The sequence below is a fragment of the Hymenobacter daeguensis genome, assembly GCF_054780555.1.
Genome location: NZ_BAAGWC010000003.1, coordinates 1 through 17,943, shown reverse-complemented (window position 1 = coordinate 17,943; position 17,943 = coordinate 1). Strand labels below are relative to the sequence as shown.

13 protein-coding genes and 1 tRNA gene are annotated in these 17,943 nt (G+C 60.6%); 11 read left to right on the top strand and 3 right to left on the bottom strand.

Translation table 11 applies throughout. The features are described 5' to 3' along the window. Positions 1-5: 5 nt before the first annotated feature. A complete protein-coding gene (locus tag ACYVHT_RS06275; protein WP_460549102.1) occupies positions 6-4,616 on the bottom strand; it encodes a translocation/assembly module TamB domain-containing protein in 4,611 nt (1,536 codons plus the stop codon). A 296-nt stretch (positions 4,617-4,912) separates the two neighbouring features. On the opposite strand from ACYVHT_RS06275, the gene tsaD reads away from it, so the two are divergent. The 5 genes from tsaD (at position 4,913) to ACYVHT_RS06250 (ending at position 9,288) form a co-directional block, all read left to right on the top strand. After that, positions 4,913-5,932 (top strand): tRNA (adenosine(37)-N6)-threonylcarbamoyltransferase complex transferase subunit TsaD, encoded by a 1,020-nt coding sequence (gene tsaD / locus ACYVHT_RS06270; protein WP_460549100.1) that lies wholly within the window; start codon positions 4,913-4,915, stop codon positions 5,930-5,932. 111 nt (positions 5,933-6,043) lie between these two features. Then, positions 6,044-6,505 (top strand): SsrA-binding protein SmpB, encoded by a 462-nt coding sequence (smpB, locus tag ACYVHT_RS06265; RefSeq protein WP_460549097.1) that lies wholly within the window; start codon positions 6,044-6,046, stop codon positions 6,503-6,505. 142 nt (positions 6,506-6,647) lie between these two features. Further along, a complete protein-coding gene (locus ACYVHT_RS06260; protein WP_460549095.1) occupies positions 6,648-7,439 on the top strand; it encodes a C40 family peptidase in 792 nt (263 codons plus the stop codon). Positions 7,440-7,664: 225 nt separating this feature from the next. Continuing rightward, positions 7,665-8,159, top strand: coding sequence for an HNH endonuclease (locus ACYVHT_RS06255; RefSeq protein WP_460549093.1), 495 nt, complete (start codon positions 7,665-7,667; stop codon positions 8,157-8,159). A 61-nt stretch (positions 8,160-8,220) separates the two neighbouring features. Next, complete coding sequence (locus ACYVHT_RS06250) at positions 8,221-9,288, top strand: fatty acid desaturase family protein (RefSeq protein ID WP_460549091.1); 1,068 nt, start codon at positions 8,221-8,223, stop codon at positions 9,286-9,288. An 80-nt stretch (positions 9,289-9,368) separates the two neighbouring features. On the opposite strand, the gene ACYVHT_RS06245 is transcribed toward ACYVHT_RS06250, so the two are convergent. Further along, entirely contained in the window at positions 9,369-10,202 is an 834-nt protein-coding gene (locus ACYVHT_RS06245) for an alpha/beta fold hydrolase (protein ID WP_460549089.1), read from the bottom strand. 120 nt (positions 10,203-10,322) lie between these two features. Next, entirely contained in the window at positions 10,323-10,739 is a 417-nt protein-coding gene (locus ACYVHT_RS06240; RefSeq protein WP_460549087.1) for a hypothetical protein, read from the bottom strand. Between the two features lie 206 nt (positions 10,740-10,945). Here ACYVHT_RS06240 and rpsA point away from each other — a divergent pair, with 206 nt between their 5' ends. From rpsA to ACYVHT_RS06210, 6 genes are all read left to right on the top strand, one after another. Beyond that, complete coding sequence (gene rpsA, locus ACYVHT_RS06235) at positions 10,946-13,021, top strand: 30S ribosomal protein S1 (RefSeq protein ID WP_460549086.1); 2,076 nt, start codon at positions 10,946-10,948, stop codon at positions 13,019-13,021. A gap of 116 nt (positions 13,022-13,137) precedes the next feature. After that, positions 13,138-13,208: transfer RNA gene (locus ACYVHT_RS06230), tRNA-Cys, on the top strand. 245 nt (positions 13,209-13,453) lie between these two features. After that, positions 13,454-13,591 carry a hypothetical protein gene (locus ACYVHT_RS06225; RefSeq protein WP_460549084.1) on the top strand — a complete coding sequence of 46 codons (138 nt, stop codon included), beginning with the start codon at positions 13,454-13,456 and terminating at the stop codon, positions 13,589-13,591. 22 nt (positions 13,592-13,613) lie between these two features. Continuing rightward, complete coding sequence (locus tag ACYVHT_RS06220) at positions 13,614-14,708, top strand: acyltransferase family protein (RefSeq protein ID WP_460549082.1); 1,095 nt, start codon at positions 13,614-13,616, stop codon at positions 14,706-14,708. Between the two features lie 207 nt (positions 14,709-14,915). Continuing rightward, positions 14,916-17,552, top strand: a complete 2,637-nt coding sequence (gene cphA / locus ACYVHT_RS06215) for a cyanophycin synthetase (protein WP_460549080.1) — start codon at positions 14,916-14,918, stop codon at positions 17,550-17,552. A gap of 124 nt (positions 17,553-17,676) precedes the next feature. Next, the gene (locus tag ACYVHT_RS06210; protein WP_460549078.1) at positions 17,677-17,913 is read left to right on the top strand and encodes a hypothetical protein; all 237 of its coding nucleotides are present in this window, start codon (positions 17,677-17,679) and stop codon (positions 17,911-17,913) included. The last annotated feature ends 30 nt before the right edge of the window (positions 17,914-17,943 follow it).

Sequence of the window (17,943 nt, the reverse complement as noted above, 5' to 3'; positions counted from 1 at the left end):
AACAATTACAGATTCGTGCGCGGGTCCTCGTCCACGGTCATTACTTCCTTGCCTTCGCGGGCTTTCTGGGTGTTGCGCACGCTCTTCTTCGGGTTTTTGCGGCTGAACAGCTCGCCGAACGAGTTGAACTGCTCGGTGTGCAGCAGCGAGAGGCCGGCGCGGGGCTGGTTGATGGTTTCGAGGTCGCGCGGGGTGGTTTCGTAGCGCAGCTTTGCCCGGAACTTGCCGTCGGCCCGCAGGTAGTATTCCAGGCTCAGGTCGCCGAGCAGCGAGGCCTGGCCGGCGGTGTTGCCCGTGGTGGTGGTACCGCCAGTGGCGCTGCTATTCACCAGGTTGGGGTTATTGGTGAAGCCGCCTTCGCGGGTCACGCGCAGCCGGCCGTTGAGGAAGGAATAGCTCAGGCGCACCTGCAGGGCCTGCAGCTGCTCGGCGGTGAGGCCGTTGATGTTGAAGTCGATTTCCAGGTTCTGGTCAATCTGCGAGGTGAGCAGGCCGAGCTGCGTGCTCAGAATCTGGCCCAGGCTGTTTTGCACGGTATTGTCCTGCCCCCGAATGGAAATAGTGTTGCCAAACGAGCCCGGCGGCGAAAGCTGCTTGAATACCAAGAGGCTGAAAACCTGTCGGTTCAGCTCCTGCTCGTCGTTCCGAAGCGAAGCCGTGAAAGCCGCCAGGTCGCCCTGCAGCGTGCCCGGCGCATCGTTGAACTCAAGGTTGAGCTTGATGGCCGGCAGCAGCAGCGGGCCGGTCAGCGTCATCACGGCCGTAACCGGCACCACGGCCACGCTGCCCGAAGCGCCGGTGCCCAGCACGGGGGCCAGCGAGGTGCGCTGGGTGTAGGTGGCCGTCACGTTCATCTCGCCGGCCAGCGGGTCGCCGTTCCAGGAAATGATGCCGCCGGGCCGCACCACAAACTCCTTGTTAATCAGGCCCTGCAAGGTGAAGTTGTAGGCGCCGCGCACGATTTCCACCTGTCCGTACATGTTGAACTCGCCGCGCGTGTCGATGGCCATGCGCAGCTGTCCGGCGGCCGAACCGCGAATCACGTCGCCGGTGCTCTCATCCAGCAGAATTTCGATGTAGGCCTCCGGGGTCACGGTCAGGTTCATGTTCAGCGTGATGCCGGACAGGTCCACCTTGTCCTGGGCACTCACGGCCACCGCCTTCTTGGTGATGACGGTATCTCCCACCGGGTTGTGGTTCACGAACTTAATATAGCCGGCCTTCTCGGCCTTCGCTGCATTGTCGAGCGGCAGCGACAGCCGGGTGCCAGCCTCGCTGCTGGCCCGCACCACCACGTTGAGGTCGTCGGTGGGGCCGGTCACGCGGGCCGTGCCCGTGGCGTAGGCCGTACCGAAGTACAGGTCGTTGTCTTTGCGGGTCGTGTTGAGTACCTGGAGCTTACGGAAATTAGCCGCAATATCCAGGCTCATGTCCTTGAAACCCTTGTGGTGCACAATGCCATCCACGGTGCCGGAATTGCCCAGCGCATCGCGCACCCGAATGCTGTGAAACTCTATCGACGTGTTGGTGAAGCTGATGCGGTCGGCAAAGGTGTACGTGGTGCCCAGGTAGCCAAAGGTGAGCCGGCCGTTGCTCACGTCCACCAAACCCAGCAGGTTGGGCGAGTCGAACCGGCCGGTAAGCCGTAGCTCGCCCTGCCCGGTGCCGCCCAGGTTCTTGAAGATAGAGCCCAAAAACGGTTGCGCCAGCACAATGGGCGCATCATTCAGCTTGCCGGTGAGGTTGAGCTGATTGGTCGGGTCATTGGGTGAGATGTCGCCGAATACGTTTAGTACCAGCTGGTTGCTGCGGGCAATATCGAGGTTCACGCGGAGCTTGCCGGCGGCGTTGTCCCAGTCGCCGTGGCCGGCCACCTGGCCAATCAGGGTGCCGTCATAGGTCAGCGAGTCCACCCCGAGCGTGCTGTTGATGGCCAGCGGGCCGTAGATGCCGCTCACGGTGCCCTGGGCATTGACGCGGCCGCCCAGGCGCTGGCCGGTGAGCGGGTTGAGCGTGGCCAGCTCGAAGTCCTTCAGCTGCAGCTCCAGCGGCGGCTTGCTGGCATCGGGCGAGATGAAGCCCTGCGCGCCCACAAACTGCTCGCCGTTGCTAAATGTCAGGTTCTTAATGTCAAACTCGCGGCCGAAATCCGAAATTCGTACCGAGTTGTTTTCCGCAATGGTCCAGTCCTTGTCCAGCAAGTGCACATCGGACCTGCGGAAAACGACCTCCACTGCCCGGCTCAAAAAGCCCAGCGACCCGTTGATGGTGGCCTTGTTGGTGGTGCCCGTCTGGGCCAGCGAAGTCGAAAAATTGATGTGCTGCTGGTCCCACACGCCTTCCACGAAAAACTTTTCGGTGCGGCCCAGGCCGGGCAGTACCTGGCTGGCGCTGGTTACGCTGGCCTGGGCCAGAATGTCGGATTGGTAAGGCAGCTTCGAAGTCAGGAAGTCGAAGTCGTCGTTCACCGTTCGCACCGGGCCGTAGCGCAGGCTGTCGAGGTGCCCGCCCAGCTGGAAAATCGACGTGGTGCCGCTGCGGAACGAGCCGTCGATGCGGCTGCCGTCGGCCACCTGCAGGTCGGGCACGAACAGCCCCAGCACCGGATTTGGCTTTTTCAGATTGAGCAATATGTCAACCTGATATACCGGCAGCGCCCGCTGCTTTTTGCGGCGGTAGTAGTCGGCGGTGGCGGCGGCGTTGCTCTCGAAGTTGAGCCGATACTCGGTGATGAGCGTCTGCACGTCGTGCACCACATCGGAAGTGTTGAAGGTGCCGGCCATGCTGGCATCCACGGCTTCGGAGCGCAGCGTTACGCGGCGCTGGTTCAGGCGGTTGCGGGTGCTCACCACGTCCAGCGTGTCGAGGCTCAGCCGGCGGCTGCCCAGGCTGAAGCGCGAGTGCCGCAGGTTGGCGTAGCCGATGAGCGAGTCGAGCTGCACCCCCTTGAAATGAACGTTGGCCGTGGTGGATACGATGAGCGGCTGGCTCAGCAGGCCCAGGGTGCGCAGGTTGGCGTAGTCGATTCGGGTCCGGACATCAACGTTTTCGTGCTTGCGCTCCGTGTCGATGCTGCCGTCGGCCACCAGGCGCACGGCCGGGTCGTTCACGCTGGCGTGGCCGCTGAAGTGCTGGGGCCGGAAGCTGCCATCAAACGCAATGTTGCGGTAGCGGTAGCCGTTGAGCCAGATGGCCGGCACCGTGAGCGTGGCCTTGCCCTGCGCCGAAGCCGGCAGAAAGCCCGTGCCGGCCACGCGCCCGTTCAGCGTCACGTCCCGGATGATGCTTTCATCGCCCAGAAACTTGCCCAGCTGGAAGGCATTCGAGCGCACCGTGCCCTCGTAAACCGCGTGGGTGAAATCGGTTTTCGTCTTCAGGTTCACGTCCGTTTCCACGAAACCCAGGGCCGTATCGAACGAGCCATTGGCCACAAAGTCGTCGTAGAAGCCCAGAAACTGCCCCTTCAGCTTTACCGTGCCCAGCTTCTGCACAAACTTGTTGGCCGAGGCCGGCAGCCAGTGCTTCAGGTCGCTGGCCAGCACCACCGACGGCAGCAGGCGCAGGTCAATCAGGCTTTCCTTGTAGTTGGGCAGGCCATCGGCGTGGGCGCGCTTGGCCACAATGTGGGTGCCTTGGCCGTAGCGCACGTCCAGGTTGTTCACCTTGAAATCGCGCACGTAGCCCTCGGCATCGCCCGAAATAGCCACCGACTCGTGCAGCTCGCTCAGCTGCGGCGCAAACTTGGCAATGTCGTCCGAGTACACCTTCGAATTGCGCAGCCGCGCAATGGTCTTCATCGAGTCGTTGTAGTCGGTGAAGTTGTGAAACACGCGAAACTCAAAGCGCACGTAGTCTTTGATTTGGCTGCGGCCCACGCGCAGGCTCAGGTCCTTGAACTCCCAGAAGTGCGGCCCGTAGGTCATGTCGGCCGTGATTTCGCGGAGCTGCGAATTGGAAGGCGTTTCCACGGCGTGCAGGTGGCTGATGCGCATGGCCAGCGTGTCGCCCAGCCGGATTTTGGAGATGTCGGCGTAGATGCTGTCCACCAGCAGGTGGTCGTAATCGATGCTCTGGCCGTAGGTTTTGGCGCGCGGCACGTCGCCTTTCTCAATGGCAAAGTGCCCGTTGCGCAGCGCCACGGCGCCAATCCGAAAATCGAACGGCGCCGACTTGCTCGTGTCGGTCGAAGGCCCAATCAGGCGCTTCACCGACGAGATGAACTGGTCGAGTGTGGTGGAATCGGGCTGGCCGGGCAGGTTTTTCAGCTCAAAGCGCGGCTCATTCAGCGTGAGGGTGGCAATGTGCAGGTGGCGCGGGTCGAACACCGAAAACAGCGCAATGTCCGCATCGGCCCGCCCGATGCTGAACAGCTCGCCGCCGCGCCGGTCCTTCACGCTCACGCCGTCGAGCAGCACGCGGGAAAACGGCCGGATGTCGACGCCGCCAATCGTGACCTGCTGCCCCAGCTTGCGGGTGAGCACGTCGGCCACCTCGTGGCCGATGCGCGTTTGCACGCTCGGAATGCGCAGCGCCACCAGCGCCCCCACCACGGCCAATACCACCAACAGGCCGAAGCCCAGCAGTATTTTCAGCAGAATGGCGAAGAAACGACGCACCGGAGCAGAACAGTTGAATGCGAAAAACGCGGTTTAATCCGCAAAGTTGCGGTTTTTTGGCGGTGAATGGCAAGCGCCAGCCGCTTCAACCAATTATCAAGCCAGGGGAACGGCTGCCGGGGTCAGACCGTTTATTCGCATTAGGGCCGAATTGAGCCCGTAACACGACCTTTGTGTTTTGTGTCCCCGCCACGGAGAGGCGGCGGCAAAATATCGACTCAGCTCAGGTTTTCATCGACAAGCAACCTGGCCCGGCGTTGAGCCGCTGCCTGCCCATTCTCCCACTTTTCAGCATTATGGCTTTGCCTGCTCATCCCATTATTCTCGCCATTGAGTCGTCGTGCGACGATACCGGCGCGGCCGTGCTGGCCGGCGGCCAGCTGCTCAGCAACGTGGTAGCCACCCAAAAAGTACACGAGCAGTACGGCGGCGTGGTGCCCGAGCTGGCCTCGCGCGCCCACCAGCAGCATTTGCTGCCCGTCGTCACGGCCGCCCTCCGCGAAGCCGGCCTCACCAAAGCCGACCTCGACGCCGTGGCCGTCACGCAGGGCCCCGGCCTGCTCGGTTCCTTATTGGTAGGCGGCATGTTTGCCAAGACGCTGGCGCTGGCGCTCGACAAGCCGCTGCTGGCCGTGAACCACATGCGGGCCCACATCCTGGCCCACTTCATCCGCGACCCCAAACCTGAATTTCCCTTCCTCTGCCTCACCGTGAGCGGCGGCCACACGCAGCTGGTAGTGGTGAAGTCGGCGCTGGAAATGGACGTCATCGGCCAGACCATCGACGACGCCGCTGGCGAGGCCTTCGACAAAACGGCCAAGCTGCTCGGCCTGCCGTACCCCGGCGGCCCCCACCTCGACAAGCTGGCCCGCCAGGGCAACCCCGAGCGCTTCGCCTTCCCCGTGGGCGCCATGCCGGGCTACGACTTCTCGTTCAGCGGCCTGAAAACGTCGGTGATGTATTTCCTGAAAAAGGAGGTGGCCGCCAATCCCGACTTCATACAGGAAAACCTGGCCGACCTCTGCGCCAGCATTCAGCACACCATCGTGGCCACGCTGCTGCGCCAGCTCCGCCGCGCCGCCGCCGATACCGGCCTCACGCAAGTGGCCCTGGCCGGCGGTGTGGCCGCCAACTCCGGCCTGCGCACCGCCCTGGAGGCGGAAGCCGCCTCGCAAGGCTGGCAGGTATTCATCCCGGAGTTTCAATTTTGCACCGATAATGCGGCCATGGTGGCCATGACGGCCCATTTTCAATACGAAGCCGGCGAGTTTGCCACCCAGCTCAGCAGCCCCAACCCGCGCCTGAAGCTCACGTAGGCGTAGCTTCGCGCCCCGTTCGCGACCTAGTACCTTGTAGCACATGCTTTAGCTTGTGCGGCGTTGCGCGTTTCCGGCACAAGCTAAAGCATGTGCTACAATTTTACCATCATGGCCAAAAAAGACGATAAACCTGCCATTATCAACATCAAAAACCGCCGCGCCAGCCACGAATATTCTTTCCTGGCCAAGTACGACGCGGGCGTGATGCTGCAGGGCACCGAAATCAAAAGCATCCGCGAAGGCAACGTGAACCTGAGCGACGGCTACTGCACCTTCGACCACCGCGGCGACCTCTGGATTCACAGCATCCGCATTGCGCCCTATTCTTTAGGTACTTACAACAATCACGACGCCATGCGCGCCCGCAAGCTCCTGCTCAACAAGCGCGAGCTGAAGCAGCTGGCCGGCAAGAGCACCGACCAGGGCCTCACCATCATTCCCCTGCGCCTGTTTGTGACGGACCGTGGCTTTGCCAAAATCGAAATTGCCCTCGCCCAGGGCAAAAAGCTCTACGACAAGCGCAACGACCTCAAGGAAAAAGCCCAGAAGCGCGACATGGAACGGATGTGAGAAATGTGGGTGATGTAGAAATGTGAAAATATGAGTTGAGCAAAGCTTGGATTAAAGCAACGGTAGCATCTTTGTAGTCGGTGGAAACTGAGTTTGAACGACATTCTCACATTTCCACATCACCCACATTTCTCCCATTATTTTGAATCCCGGCATCTGCGCCCTGAGCGCCGTCCCCGTTCGCGCCGAGCCCAACGACCGGGCCGAACTCGTTACCCAGCTGCTGTTTGGCGAGTGCTACCAGATTCTGGTGAAGCAGGAAAGTTGGCTGCAGGTGCAGCTCGCCGCCGATGCCTACGTGGGCTGGATGGATGCCAAGCAGCACACGCCCGTATCGCCGGAATACTACGCCGACTGGTGCGCCCAGGACCACCCCCGCGCCCTCGACGTGGTGCAGGCCGTGAGCGACGCCACCACCAAAATTCCGCTCACGCTGGGCTGCCGCCTGCCGTTTTTCGATGGCATGAATGTGCGCATCGGGGCCCGCGACTACTTCTACAACGGCACCGCCACCAACCCCGCCGCCGCGCCGGACACCGCCCGCCAGGCCGCCCTGCTGCGCAAAACGGCCCTCATGTACCTGAAGGCGCCCTACGTGTGGGGCGGCAAAAGCATCTTCGGGCTCGACTGCTCCGGCCTGTGCCAGCAGCTCTACGGCCTGGTGGGCATCCAGCTCCCGCGCGACGCCCGCCAGCAGATTGACCACGGCCGCACCGTCGATTTCGTGACCCAGGCCCGGCCCGGCGACCTCGCCTTTTTCGACAACGCCGAAGGCCGCATCGTGCACGTGGGCATGGTGATGGAGGAAGGCCAGATTCTGCACGCCCACGGCGAAGTCCGCCTCGACCCGCTCGACCACAACGGCATCTTCAACCGCGACCGGCAGCGCTACTCCCACAAGCTGCGCCTGATAAAGCGCCTGCTGCCGGAGTAGGGGCGGGGGCAGCAGCAGAACGCCATGCCGGGCGGAGCCGAGGCATCTCGCGTGCAGCAGTAAACCCTGATGGCAGGATTACCACCCCACGCGAGATGCCTCGGCTGCACTCGCCATGACGTTCTTTTTACGCTTTGATGAACCGCTGAACTTAACCCCGATACGCTTGTTTATCTGGTCGGAAACCGCTAGCTTTCGGCGGGTTATCCGAGCCCACAAGCGTATATGGACCAAAAAGTGTTAGTGCTGAATGGCGACTATACCGCCATTACCCTGTGCAGCGTGCAGAAGGCGTTTGTGCTCTTATTCCTCGACAAAGCGGAGATGGTGGCCAACTCGGCCACCGGCACCCTGCGCACCATTTCCCAGTCGTTTCCCAAGCCGAGCATCATCCGCTTGCAGCGCTACGTGCGCGTGCCCTACAAAGGCATTGCCCTGAGCCGCCACAACATCTTCAAGCGCGACCATTTCGAGTGCCAGTACTGCGGCTCGACGAAAAATTTAACGCTCGACCACGTCGTGCCCCGCTCGCGCGGCGGAGAATCTTCGTGGACCAATCTGCTCACGGCCTGCGCCCGCTGCAACCACGCAAAAGGCCACCACACGCCCAATGAGGCCGGTTTGACTATTCGGCAGCAGCCCAAGAAGCCCACGCTGGCGGGCTTCCTCAAGCTTTCGGCCGGCACCATCGACCAGAACTGGCACGCGTACCTGAATTAAGTTCAGCCGTATAGAGTTAGGAAAGGGTACCTTTGAACGTACACCAACCCTAACCCTGCTTATGGCCCTCCCCAAGTTCGCTGCAACCCGCTCGTTTCATACCGAGCTCAAGACCCGTATCAATCACTATTTCGAGGAATCGGGGCAGCGGATGACAGGCGATTTTAGCCTCATTTTCAAGGGCGTGCTGCTCGTGAGTATGATGGCGGCTCTCTACGTGCACCTGGTGTTTTTCACGCCGGCCTGGGGCTGGGCCCTGCTCGAATGCGCCCTGCTCGGCTGCGTCATTGCGGCCATCGGCTTCAACGTGATGCATGACGGAGCGCATGGCAGCTTTTCGCGCTTTGCCTGGGTAAATAAGCTGGCGGCATACACGCTGGGCGTGCTCGGCGGCAGCCCGTACATGTGGAATTCGAAGCATAACCTCATCCACCACACCTATACCAACATTGAGGGCCACGACGACGACATCAACATCCAGCCTTGGATGCGCATGACGCCCGACCAGCCCAAGCACCCGCTGCATCGCTACCAGCACTTCTATTTCTGGGCGCTCTATTGCATGCTCTACACGTCCTGGATTTTTGCCATGGACTACCAGAAGTACTTCTCCCGCCAAATCGGTGCCATCGGCCTCAAGCCTATGAACACCGGCGAGCACGTCAGCTTCTGGGGCTTCAAAGTGCTGAACCTCCTGCTCTACGTCGTGCTGCCCATCTACATGGTCGGCTTTCTGCCCTGGTTTGCGGGCTTCATGCTGAGCACTGCCGTAGCCGGTCTGGTCCTGAGCATGGTGTTTCAGCTGGCTCATACGGTAGAAGATGCCGCTTTCCCAACGCCTTGCCCCACCACGCACAAGCTGGAAGACGAATGGGCCATCCATCAGGTACGCACCACCGCCAACTTTGCTACCGACAACAAAGTGGTTAGCTGGCTGGTCGGTGGCCTCAACTTCCAGATTGAGCACCACTTGTTCCCCAAAATCTCGCACGTTCACTATCCGGCCATCAGCAAGATTGTGCAGCAGGTGTGCGCCGAGTTCGACGTGACGTACAACAACTACGCCCGTACCCGCTCCGCCGTGGTATCGCACGTCCTCTTCCTGCGTCAGATGGGCCGCGCCGCCTAACCCGCGCACTCAGCAGATAAAAGAAAAGGCCCCAACGCAATTGCGTCGGGGCCTTTTCTTTGGTTGCGAAGTCGCGTCTGCTAACCAACAAAAGCCAGCAGGTCGGCCGTCAGCTTATCCTTCTCGGTGAAGAAGAGGCCGTGCGGCGCGCCTTCGTACACCTTCAGCTCAGCACCGGCCACCATTTTGGCCGTGCGCTCGCCACTCACCGGGAATGGGACCGTCTGGTCCTTATCGCCGTGAATCACCAGCGTGGGCACCGTCACTTTTTTCAAATCGTCGCGGAAGTCGGTGCCCGAGAACGAGGTCACGCAGTCGTCCGTGGCGTTGGGCGCGGCCAGCGTGGTCACGGTCTGGTTCCAGTTCAGCACGGCTTGGCTCACCGGGTGGCTGATGAGGCTCTGGCCGTAGAAATCCTTAGCGAAGCCTTCCAGGAAGGCAAACCGGTCTTTGGCAATGCCTTCGTGCATCTGGTCGAACACCTTTTGCGGCACGCCGTCGGGGTTGTCGCTGGTTTGGAGCATATAGGGCGTCACGGCGCTCACGAAAGCCACGCGGGCTACCCGCGCCTGCCCGTAGTTGCCGATGTAGCGGGCGATTTCGCCGCCGCCCATCGAGAAGCCCACTAGCGTCACGCCGGTCAGGTTCAGCTCCGTCAGGAGCGCATTCAGGTCCGAGGCCAGCGTGTCGTAGTCGTAGCCGCCCCACGGGCGCGACGAGCGGCCGAAACCGCGCCGGTCGTAGGCAATCACGCGCTTGCCGGCTTTGGCCAGCGCCACCGCCTGATGCTCCCACATGGTGTGGTCGAGCGGCCAGCCGTGGATGAGCACCACCGGGGCGCCCTGGCCCCAGTCTTCGTAGAAAATATTAATCGGGTTGCCAGCCGTGTCTTCGCCTGCTTTGATATAGGCCATTAGAGTAAGGTGTTTTGGGTGAATGGATACATTCTCCTTACGGGCGTGGCGTTGTGCGGGGTTTGGCGGCGTGGTGTTAAGATTGTGGCTTGTGGTAATGAGTGCGCATTCTATTCAATTCTATATATCGACTGATATCGAAGTAGTTGGCTTAGAGCGACGAAAACTATACGCTACTGCTGCGGCCATGATAACTAAGAGCACAAACTGAAGAATAACATTGATACGCTCAGGAGCTGACACGATAGACAAGTGGCTTCGTGTAATTCTAACTAAATCAACCAATGAACCTATTAAAGCAAAACCAATAATGATGGCACACAGGATTTTAGCCCAGAGTTTTCCTTGTTTGACTTTGTAGAAAAGGAATCGCACAATTCCTAGAATGATGAGGGGAATCCATATCGGGAAGGGTAAGCCACCTGGGCTGAAAAAACCTGTTTTAGTGAAGAAGTTTATAGCTAAGCCGGCTACAAACGCACATAAGAGAACATTTGAAGCAATGACAGCTTCCCGAGTTGAATTATTGTTATTCATAATGAGCGAAGGTAGAGTTCGCCGCACCAACTTAACTACTGGCTATTATCTGATTAACAGTTAGCAAAACCACTTGAAAACCCGTACCTTTGCGGCCCCGCCAAGGTGGCGGGCCTTGCGCCCTAACGGCAAGAGGTTCAAAAGCAACGGCGTAGCAGCCCGGGCTTCGGCCGCTGCGCTTTTACAGTGAAGCCCAAAGCGTATTTATGGCAACTGAATTAGTTGACGATTTTGATTGGGACAACGTTGGAGCCACCGGCTTTGGCGGTAACTATTCTTCGGACCAGCGCGCTGAGATGGAGAAAATGTACGGCGACACGCTGACGACCGTACAGGAAGAAGAAGTAGTGAAGGGCACCGTGGTAGGCATCACCGACCGCGACGTAATCCTGAACATCGGCTTCAAATCCGATGGCCTGGTGTCCATTACCGAATTCCGCGACCTGCCCGACCTGAAAATCGGTGACGAGGTGGAGGTATTCATCGAAGACCAGGAAGACATCAACGGCCAGCTCATCCTGAGCCGCAAGAAGGCTAAAATCAAGCAGGCCTGGAAGGCTATTTACGATGCCCTCGAGTTGGATACCATCCTCGAAGGCGTGGTGAAGCGTCGCACCAAAGGCGGCCTCATCATGGAGCTCGACGGCGTAGAAGCCTTCCTGCCCGGCTCGCAAATCGACGTGAAACCCATCCGCGACTTCGACATTTATGTTGGCCGTCGCATGGAAGTGAAAGTGGTGAAAATCAACTCCGCTTTCGACAACGTGGTGGTTTCGCACAAAGTACTCATCGAGAAAGACCTCGAGAAGCAGCGTGAGGCTATCCTGAACAACCTGGAGAAAGGTCAGATTCTGGAAGGCAACATCAAGAACATGACCAACTTCGGCGTGTTCATCGACCTCGGCGGTGTCGACGGTCTGCTGCACATCACGGACATCTCGTGGGGCCGCATCGCTCACCCGAGCGAAGTGCTGACCCTGGACCAGAAGCTGAACATCGTAGTATTGGACTTCGACGAAGCCAAGAAGCGTATCAGCCTCGGTCTGAAGCAGCTGACTCCCCACCCGTGGGATTCGCTGCCGGCCGACCTGCAGCCGGGTTCGAAAGTATCGGGCCGCATCGTGAACGTGGCCGACTACGGCGCTTTCATGGAAGTGGTACCCGGTGTGGAAGGCCTCATCCACGTTTCGGAAATGAGCTGGAGCCAGCACCTGCGCAACCCGCAGGACTTCATCAAGCAGGGCGACACGGTGGAAGCGCAGATTCTGACGCTCGACCGCGAAGACCGCAAGATGAGCCTCGGCATCAAGCAGCTGACCGAAGACCCGTGGACCCGTGGCGACTTCGCCTCGACCTACGCCGTGGGCACCAAGCACAGCGGCACCGTGCGTAACCTGACCAACTTCGGCCTGTTCGTTGAGCTGGAAGAGGGTGTGGACGGCCTCGTGCACGTGTCGGACCTGAGCTGGACCAAGAAAATCAAGCACCCCTCCGAAATGGTGAAGGTGGGCGATAAGCTCGACGTAGTTGTGCTGGAGCTGGACCTCGGCGCCCGTCGCCTGGCCCTGGGCCACAAGCAGCTGGAAGAAAACCCCTGGGATACGTTCCAGACGGTGTTCACCCCCGGCTCGGTACACAAGGCGACCATCACCGAGAAGACCGAGCGTGGCGCGGTGCTCGAGCTGCCGTACGGCATCGAGGGCTTCGCGTACCCCAAGTCGCTGGTGAAGGAAGATGGCACGACCGCTGAGAATGGCGAGTCGCTCGACTTCCGCGTAACGGAGTTCTCGAAGGACGACCGCCGCATCGTGCTCTCGCACACGGCCGTATTCAACAAGGAAGCCGCTGCTGAGGACGACAGCCGCAACGCCAAGTTCAAAAAGAAAACCAACGCCAAAGGCGGTGAGCCCCAGGGCGAAGGCAAAATCAGCGACCTGAAGAAGAACGAAGAGAAGTCGACCCTCGGCGACCTCGACGCGCTGAGCGCCCTGCGCGACCAGATGATGGGCAACGAGCGCAAGGCCGGTGAGCAGAAGCTCGCCGCCGCTGCCAAGGCTCCCAAGGCCGAAGCCGCTCCGGCCGCTGAAGAAGGCGGTATCCTGGCCAGCATCAGCGGTGCCATCGATACGGTGAAGCACGCTGCTTCGGATGCCGTGGATGCCGTGACGAGTTCGGATGCTTTCCACAAAGCTTCGGAAGTAGCCGGTGACCTGGTTGACAAAGCCAAAGGCCTGGTGGCCGGCGACGATGCCGACAAAAAGGACGACGAAGCCAAAGCTTAGTGCTTGACTTTGATTGAGAAAGAGCCCCGGCCGCAACGCCGGGGCTTTTTTTATGCCCCAAACCTTGCCTACGCCAAACTGCCTGCCTACCTTTGCGCTCCCAAAAGACCACAACCGGTGACGTGACCGAGTGGCTAGGTAGAGGTCTGCAAAACCTCCTACAGCGGTTCGAATCCGCTCGTCACCTCTCCAAACTGACCTAATCCCCTTGTAAGATTTCTTATAAGGGGATTGTCATTTTGCGCCAACTGGGCAAGAGCCTGAAATCAGGTACCGTGAACGGCGTTTATATTCAGATAGGGGATTCCAGCACGTTTGGGGCACGGAGCAACAAGTGTTGCTCAGTTCAACCAGGCACGCCTGTGGCTGAATAATGAATTGCGTGCCCGCGCCGGCGCCTTGAGCGGGGGGATGGTTGCCTATTCGCCTGCTATGTACGCCGAAAGCTATCCGGATGACACGGTGCGCTGCGCCGATAAGGTGCATCCGTGGGACCAGGGGGCGAAAGAGCTGGGGAAAGGCACTATTGCCCACGGCATTGCCAGCTTCGGAAAGATTGAGCTAAAGTAAAAAGCCGCAGTAATTTCGGCGCATGGGTCTACTTCGCTTGCTACTGGCTATTGCGGTTATTATCTCTCATTCCGGGGCGCTGGGGGGCATTCAACTGGTAGGAGGGGACGTAGCGGTGGAGGCGTTTTTTATGATTTCCGGGTTCTATATGGCACTGGTGCTCAATGGCAAGTACCGGCCGGGCGCATATGGGCTGTTCATTTCCAACCGGCTGCTGCGGCTCTATCCGGTTTATTGGGTGGTGCTGCTGCTCACGGGGCTGGTCAGTGTGCTGTGGTACGTGAAGCTGGGCGTGGCCCTGAAGCTGGAGCCGTACCAGCAGCTGGCGGGGCACTTCAGCATAATGGACTGGGGGGGGCTACTGGCGGCCAATCTGTTTATTGTGGGGCAGGATGTGCTGCTGTTTCTGGGCATAGACAAGAGCGGCCACTGGTTTTTCACCAATCATTATGCGCAAAGCGTGCCGCCGGTTTACCAGCTCATGTTTGTGCATCAGGCCTGGAGTTTGTCGCTGGAAATTATGTTTTACCTGGTGGCTCCTTTTCTGATGCGCCGGCCCGTTGGGGTGCTGGTGCTGGTAGCGGCAGCGAGCTTGCTGGTGCGGCTGGGGCTGTACTGGCAGGGCCTCTGCCACGACCCGTGGAGCTACCGGTTTTTTCCATCCGAACTGTTGTTTTTCGTGGTGGGGGCGTTGGCTTACCGGGGCTATCAGTGGCTGGTGCTGCGGCCGCCATCGAACGCCCTGCTATGGGTGGCTTTCGGGGTAATTGTTGGGTTTACCGTTTGTTACCAGTTTGTGCCGGGCACTTTGCTGCGGCAGGTGGCGTACTACGGCTGCCTGGCGGTGGCACTGCCGTTCGTGTTTCTGCACACCAAAGACACCCGGTGGCTGAATAGGCTGGGCGAGCTGTCGTACCCCGTTTATATCACGCATGTGCTGGTGCTGCTGGTGGCGCCCGTCCTCATGAGCAGGCTCCGCATTCCACTGGCTTACCAGACCGCCTGGGTGGTGGTGGTGAGCATCCTGTTTTCGCTGCTGCTCATCCGCTACGTGGCAGAACCGGTGGAGCGCATCCGGCAGCGGCGGGTGCTGGCGCGGGCTGCCGCCAGCCGCTAATGCCGCCCGCGCAATGATGGCAGGACAAGCTGCGAGGCAAAACCGGCCCAGTACGGCCCGCAACCGCCATCTACGGCCGCCGCTTTTTCTCCGATAAGCGGGGCAGGTTGCCGGTTTTCGGCAGCATTGTGCCTACATTTCGTAGCCAAGTTGGGCTGTGCCCGTACTTGTGCCCGAACCTGTCGCCCTTATCACTCCGAACCCCTTATGAAAATTATTGACCTCCGCACCATGCGCGGGCCGAGCTACTGGTCTGTGAAACACCACAAGCTCATTGTTGCCAAAGTTGACTTACAGGAGTTTGCCGGCCAGTGGTCGAATGCGATTTCGGGCTTCCCGGCCCGGCTGATGAAGCTGTTTCCCAACATCGGGCAGGTGCAGCCCGGCGGCATGAGCGGCAAGCAGGCCGCCAAGCACCAGCCCCTGACCCTGGACGCCCTCAACGACGGCGAGCCGCTGGGCCACGTCATTCAGCACGTGGCGCTGGAGCTGCAGCGCCAGGCCGCCATGCCGGTGTATTGGGGCAAGAGCTACCCCGCGCACGAAGACGGCGTGGAGTACGTGGTGTTTGCCTACCAGGAGGAGCGCGCCGGCCGCCGCGCCGCCGAGGCCGCCGTGGAAATCGTGGAGGCCGTGTGCAAAAAGGAGAAGGTGGATTTGAAGCCCATCATTGCCGAGCTGCACGAAATCCGGGAAGACGAGTTTTTTGGCCCCAGTACCTATAGCATTGTGGCTGAGGCTGCTTCGCGCAATATTCCTTACATCCAGCTCAAGAACACGAGCATCATTCAGCTGGGCTACGGCGTGAACCAGAAGCGCATCTGGGCCACCACCACCAGCCTGACTTCGCACGCCGGTGTGGAGGTGGCCGGCAATAAGAACCGCACCAAGGCCATGCTCAACGACGCGGGTGTGCCCGTGCCGCGCGGCACCACCGTGTATTCGGAAGCCGGGCTGCGCGACGCCATCGACGAGCTGGGCTTTCCCATCGTGACCAAGCCGCTGGACGGCAACCACGGCAAGGGCGCCACCATCCGCATCATGAACTGGAAGGATGCCGCCGAGGGCCTGAAAGCCGCGCAGGTGTACTCGCGGGCCGTGATTGTGGAGCAGTTCATTGAGGGCTTCGACTTCCGCCTGCTGGTGGTGAATGGCAAGCTCATCGCCGCCGCCAAGCGCACGCCGGCGGCCGTAACCGGCAACGGCAAAAGCACCATCCAGCAGCTCATCGACGAGGTGAACAAGGACCCGCGCCGGGGCATCGGCCACGAAAAGGTGCTCACCAGCATCAAGGCCGACAAGCACACGCTCGACATTCTGAAAGCCCGCAAGCTGACGCTGAAATCGGTGCTGCCGGCCGGCGAGGAAATCTACCTGAAAAGCACCGCCAACATCAGCACCGGCGGCACTGCCACCGACGTCACCGACCAGATGCACCCCTACAACGTGCTGCTGGCCGAGCGCGTGGCCGGCATCGTGGGCCTCGATATCTGCGGCATCGACCTGATGGCCACCGACATTGCCATCCCGCTCAACGAAAGCCGGGGTGCCGTGATTGAGGTAAACGCCGCGCCGGGCTTCCGCATGCACATCTCGCCCGCCGAGGGCCTGCCGCGCAACGTGGCCGCGCCCGTGGTGGACATGCTGTTTCCGCGCGGCAGCACGGCCCGCATTCCCATCATTGCCGTGACCGGCACCAACGGCAAAACCACCACCACGCGCCTCATTGCGCACCTGGTGGCCAGCAAGGGCTACAAAGTGGGCTTCACCACCACCGATGGCATCTACATTCAGGGCGTGCAGCTGCAGAAGGGCGACTGCACCGGCGGCCAGAGCGCCGAGTTCGTGCTGAAAGACCCGACGGTGAACTACGCCGTGCTCGAAACCGCGCGCGGCGGCATGCTGCGCTCGGGCCTGGGCTTCCATACCTGCGACATTGCCGTGGTGACCAACGTGGCGGCCGACCACCTGGGCCTGCGCGACATTTACACGGTAGAAGAAATGGCGGCCGTGAAGGGCGTGCTGCCCCGCACGGTGCGCAAAAACGGCTGGGCCGTGCTGAATGCCGACGACGACCTGGTGTATGCCATGGCCCGCACCGTGGATTGCCAGGTGGCGCTGTTCAGTATGAACGAAAACAGCCCCCGCATTCAGGAGCACGTGGAGGCCGGCGGCGTAGCGGCCGTGTACGAGGAAGGCTACGTGACCATCTACCGCAACAGCTACAAGCTGCGCATCGACCGCGCCGCCGAGTTCCCGGTGACGTTTGAGGGGCGCGCTGGCTTCAACATTGAAAACTGCCTGGCCGCCGGGCTAGCCGGCTACCTGGCGGGCTTCGATAAGGACGACATCAAGACGGCGTTCCGCACGTTCATCCCCTCAGCCGCCAAAACGCCGGGCCGGATGAACGTTTACAAGTTCCCGAAATTCGATGTGATTGTGGACTACGCCCACAACACGGCGGGCATCACCAAGTTTGCCGAGTTTATGAACGCCACGCCGGCCACGCGCAAAATCGGGGTGGTATCGGGCCTGGGCGACCGCCGCGACGAGGACACGCTGGGCTTCGCCCGCATTGCCGGCCGCATCTTCGACGAGGTGATTCTGCGCCAAGACCGGGACCTGCGCGGCAAGTCGAAGGAATTCCTGAAGGAAATCATGGAGCGCGGCCTGCGCCTCGACAAGCCCGACCTGCCCATCACCTACATCGAAAACGAGATGGACGCCATCGACCACGTCCTCAAAACCGCGCCCGAAGGCGCCGTGGTCACCATGCTCTCGGAAAACCTGAGCGCCACGCTGGCCAAGCTCGACGAGTTCGAAAGCGCGAATTCGGTGGGGTAGGGTGCGGGGCCTGCCCCCCCCGTCGTTGAGCGGCCACTTTGGAGTTCGTTCAACGACGGGCGGGGGCAGGCCCCGCACCCTACTCATATACTGTAACTTTTATTCATTTCTACTTCCTTTCCCGATGAAAAACCTCTCCTCTTTCTTCTTTGTGGGCCTGCTGGCCCTTCTACTCCAGGCCTTGCGCCTCCCAGCGGCGGCCCAGGCGCCGGCCTGGCAGTCGGCGCGGGCCGTGGCGGTGGCTGCAGCGGCCGGTGTAAACAACTATTCGGGGGTATCGGCCACGGCCGTTGATGCAGTAGGCAATGTATACCTAGGAAGTGTTAACAGTGATTACTTTGTGGCATGGAGCAAATGTTGACGGACGCGCAGTGGGCGCGGTTGGCGCCGC

Bases quoted from the DNA above. Each gene is read 5' to 3' on its own strand.
- tsaD (WP_460549100.1), top strand. From the start codon at position 4,913: ATGGCTTTGCCTGCTCATCCCATTATTCTCGCCATTGAGTCGTCGTGC.
- smpB (WP_460549097.1), top strand. From the start codon at position 6,044: ATGGCCAAAAAAGACGATAAACCTGCCATTATCAACATCAAAAACCGC.
- ACYVHT_RS06255 (WP_460549093.1), top strand. From the start codon at position 7,665: ATGGACCAAAAAGTGTTAGTGCTGAATGGCGACTATACCGCCATTACC.
- ACYVHT_RS06250 (WP_460549091.1), top strand. From the start codon at position 8,221: ATGGCCCTCCCCAAGTTCGCTGCAACCCGCTCGTTTCATACCGAGCTC.
- ACYVHT_RS06245 (WP_460549089.1), bottom strand. From the start codon at position 10,202: ATGGCCTATATCAAAGCAGGCGAAGACACGGCTGGCAACCCGATTAAT.
- ACYVHT_RS06240 (WP_460549087.1), bottom strand. From the start codon at position 10,739: ATGAATAACAATAATTCAACTCGGGAAGCTGTCATTGCTTCAAATGTT.
- rpsA (WP_460549086.1), top strand. From the start codon at position 10,946: ATGGCAACTGAATTAGTTGACGATTTTGATTGGGACAACGTTGGAGCC.
- ACYVHT_RS06225 (WP_460549084.1), top strand. From the start codon at position 13,454: ATGTACGCCGAAAGCTATCCGGATGACACGGTGCGCTGCGCCGATAAG.
- ACYVHT_RS06220 (WP_460549082.1), top strand. From the start codon at position 13,614: ATGGGTCTACTTCGCTTGCTACTGGCTATTGCGGTTATTATCTCTCAT.
- cphA (WP_460549080.1), top strand. From the start codon at position 14,916: ATGAAAATTATTGACCTCCGCACCATGCGCGGGCCGAGCTACTGGTCT.
- ACYVHT_RS06210 (WP_460549078.1), top strand. From the start codon at position 17,677: ATGAAAAACCTCTCCTCTTTCTTCTTTGTGGGCCTGCTGGCCCTTCTA.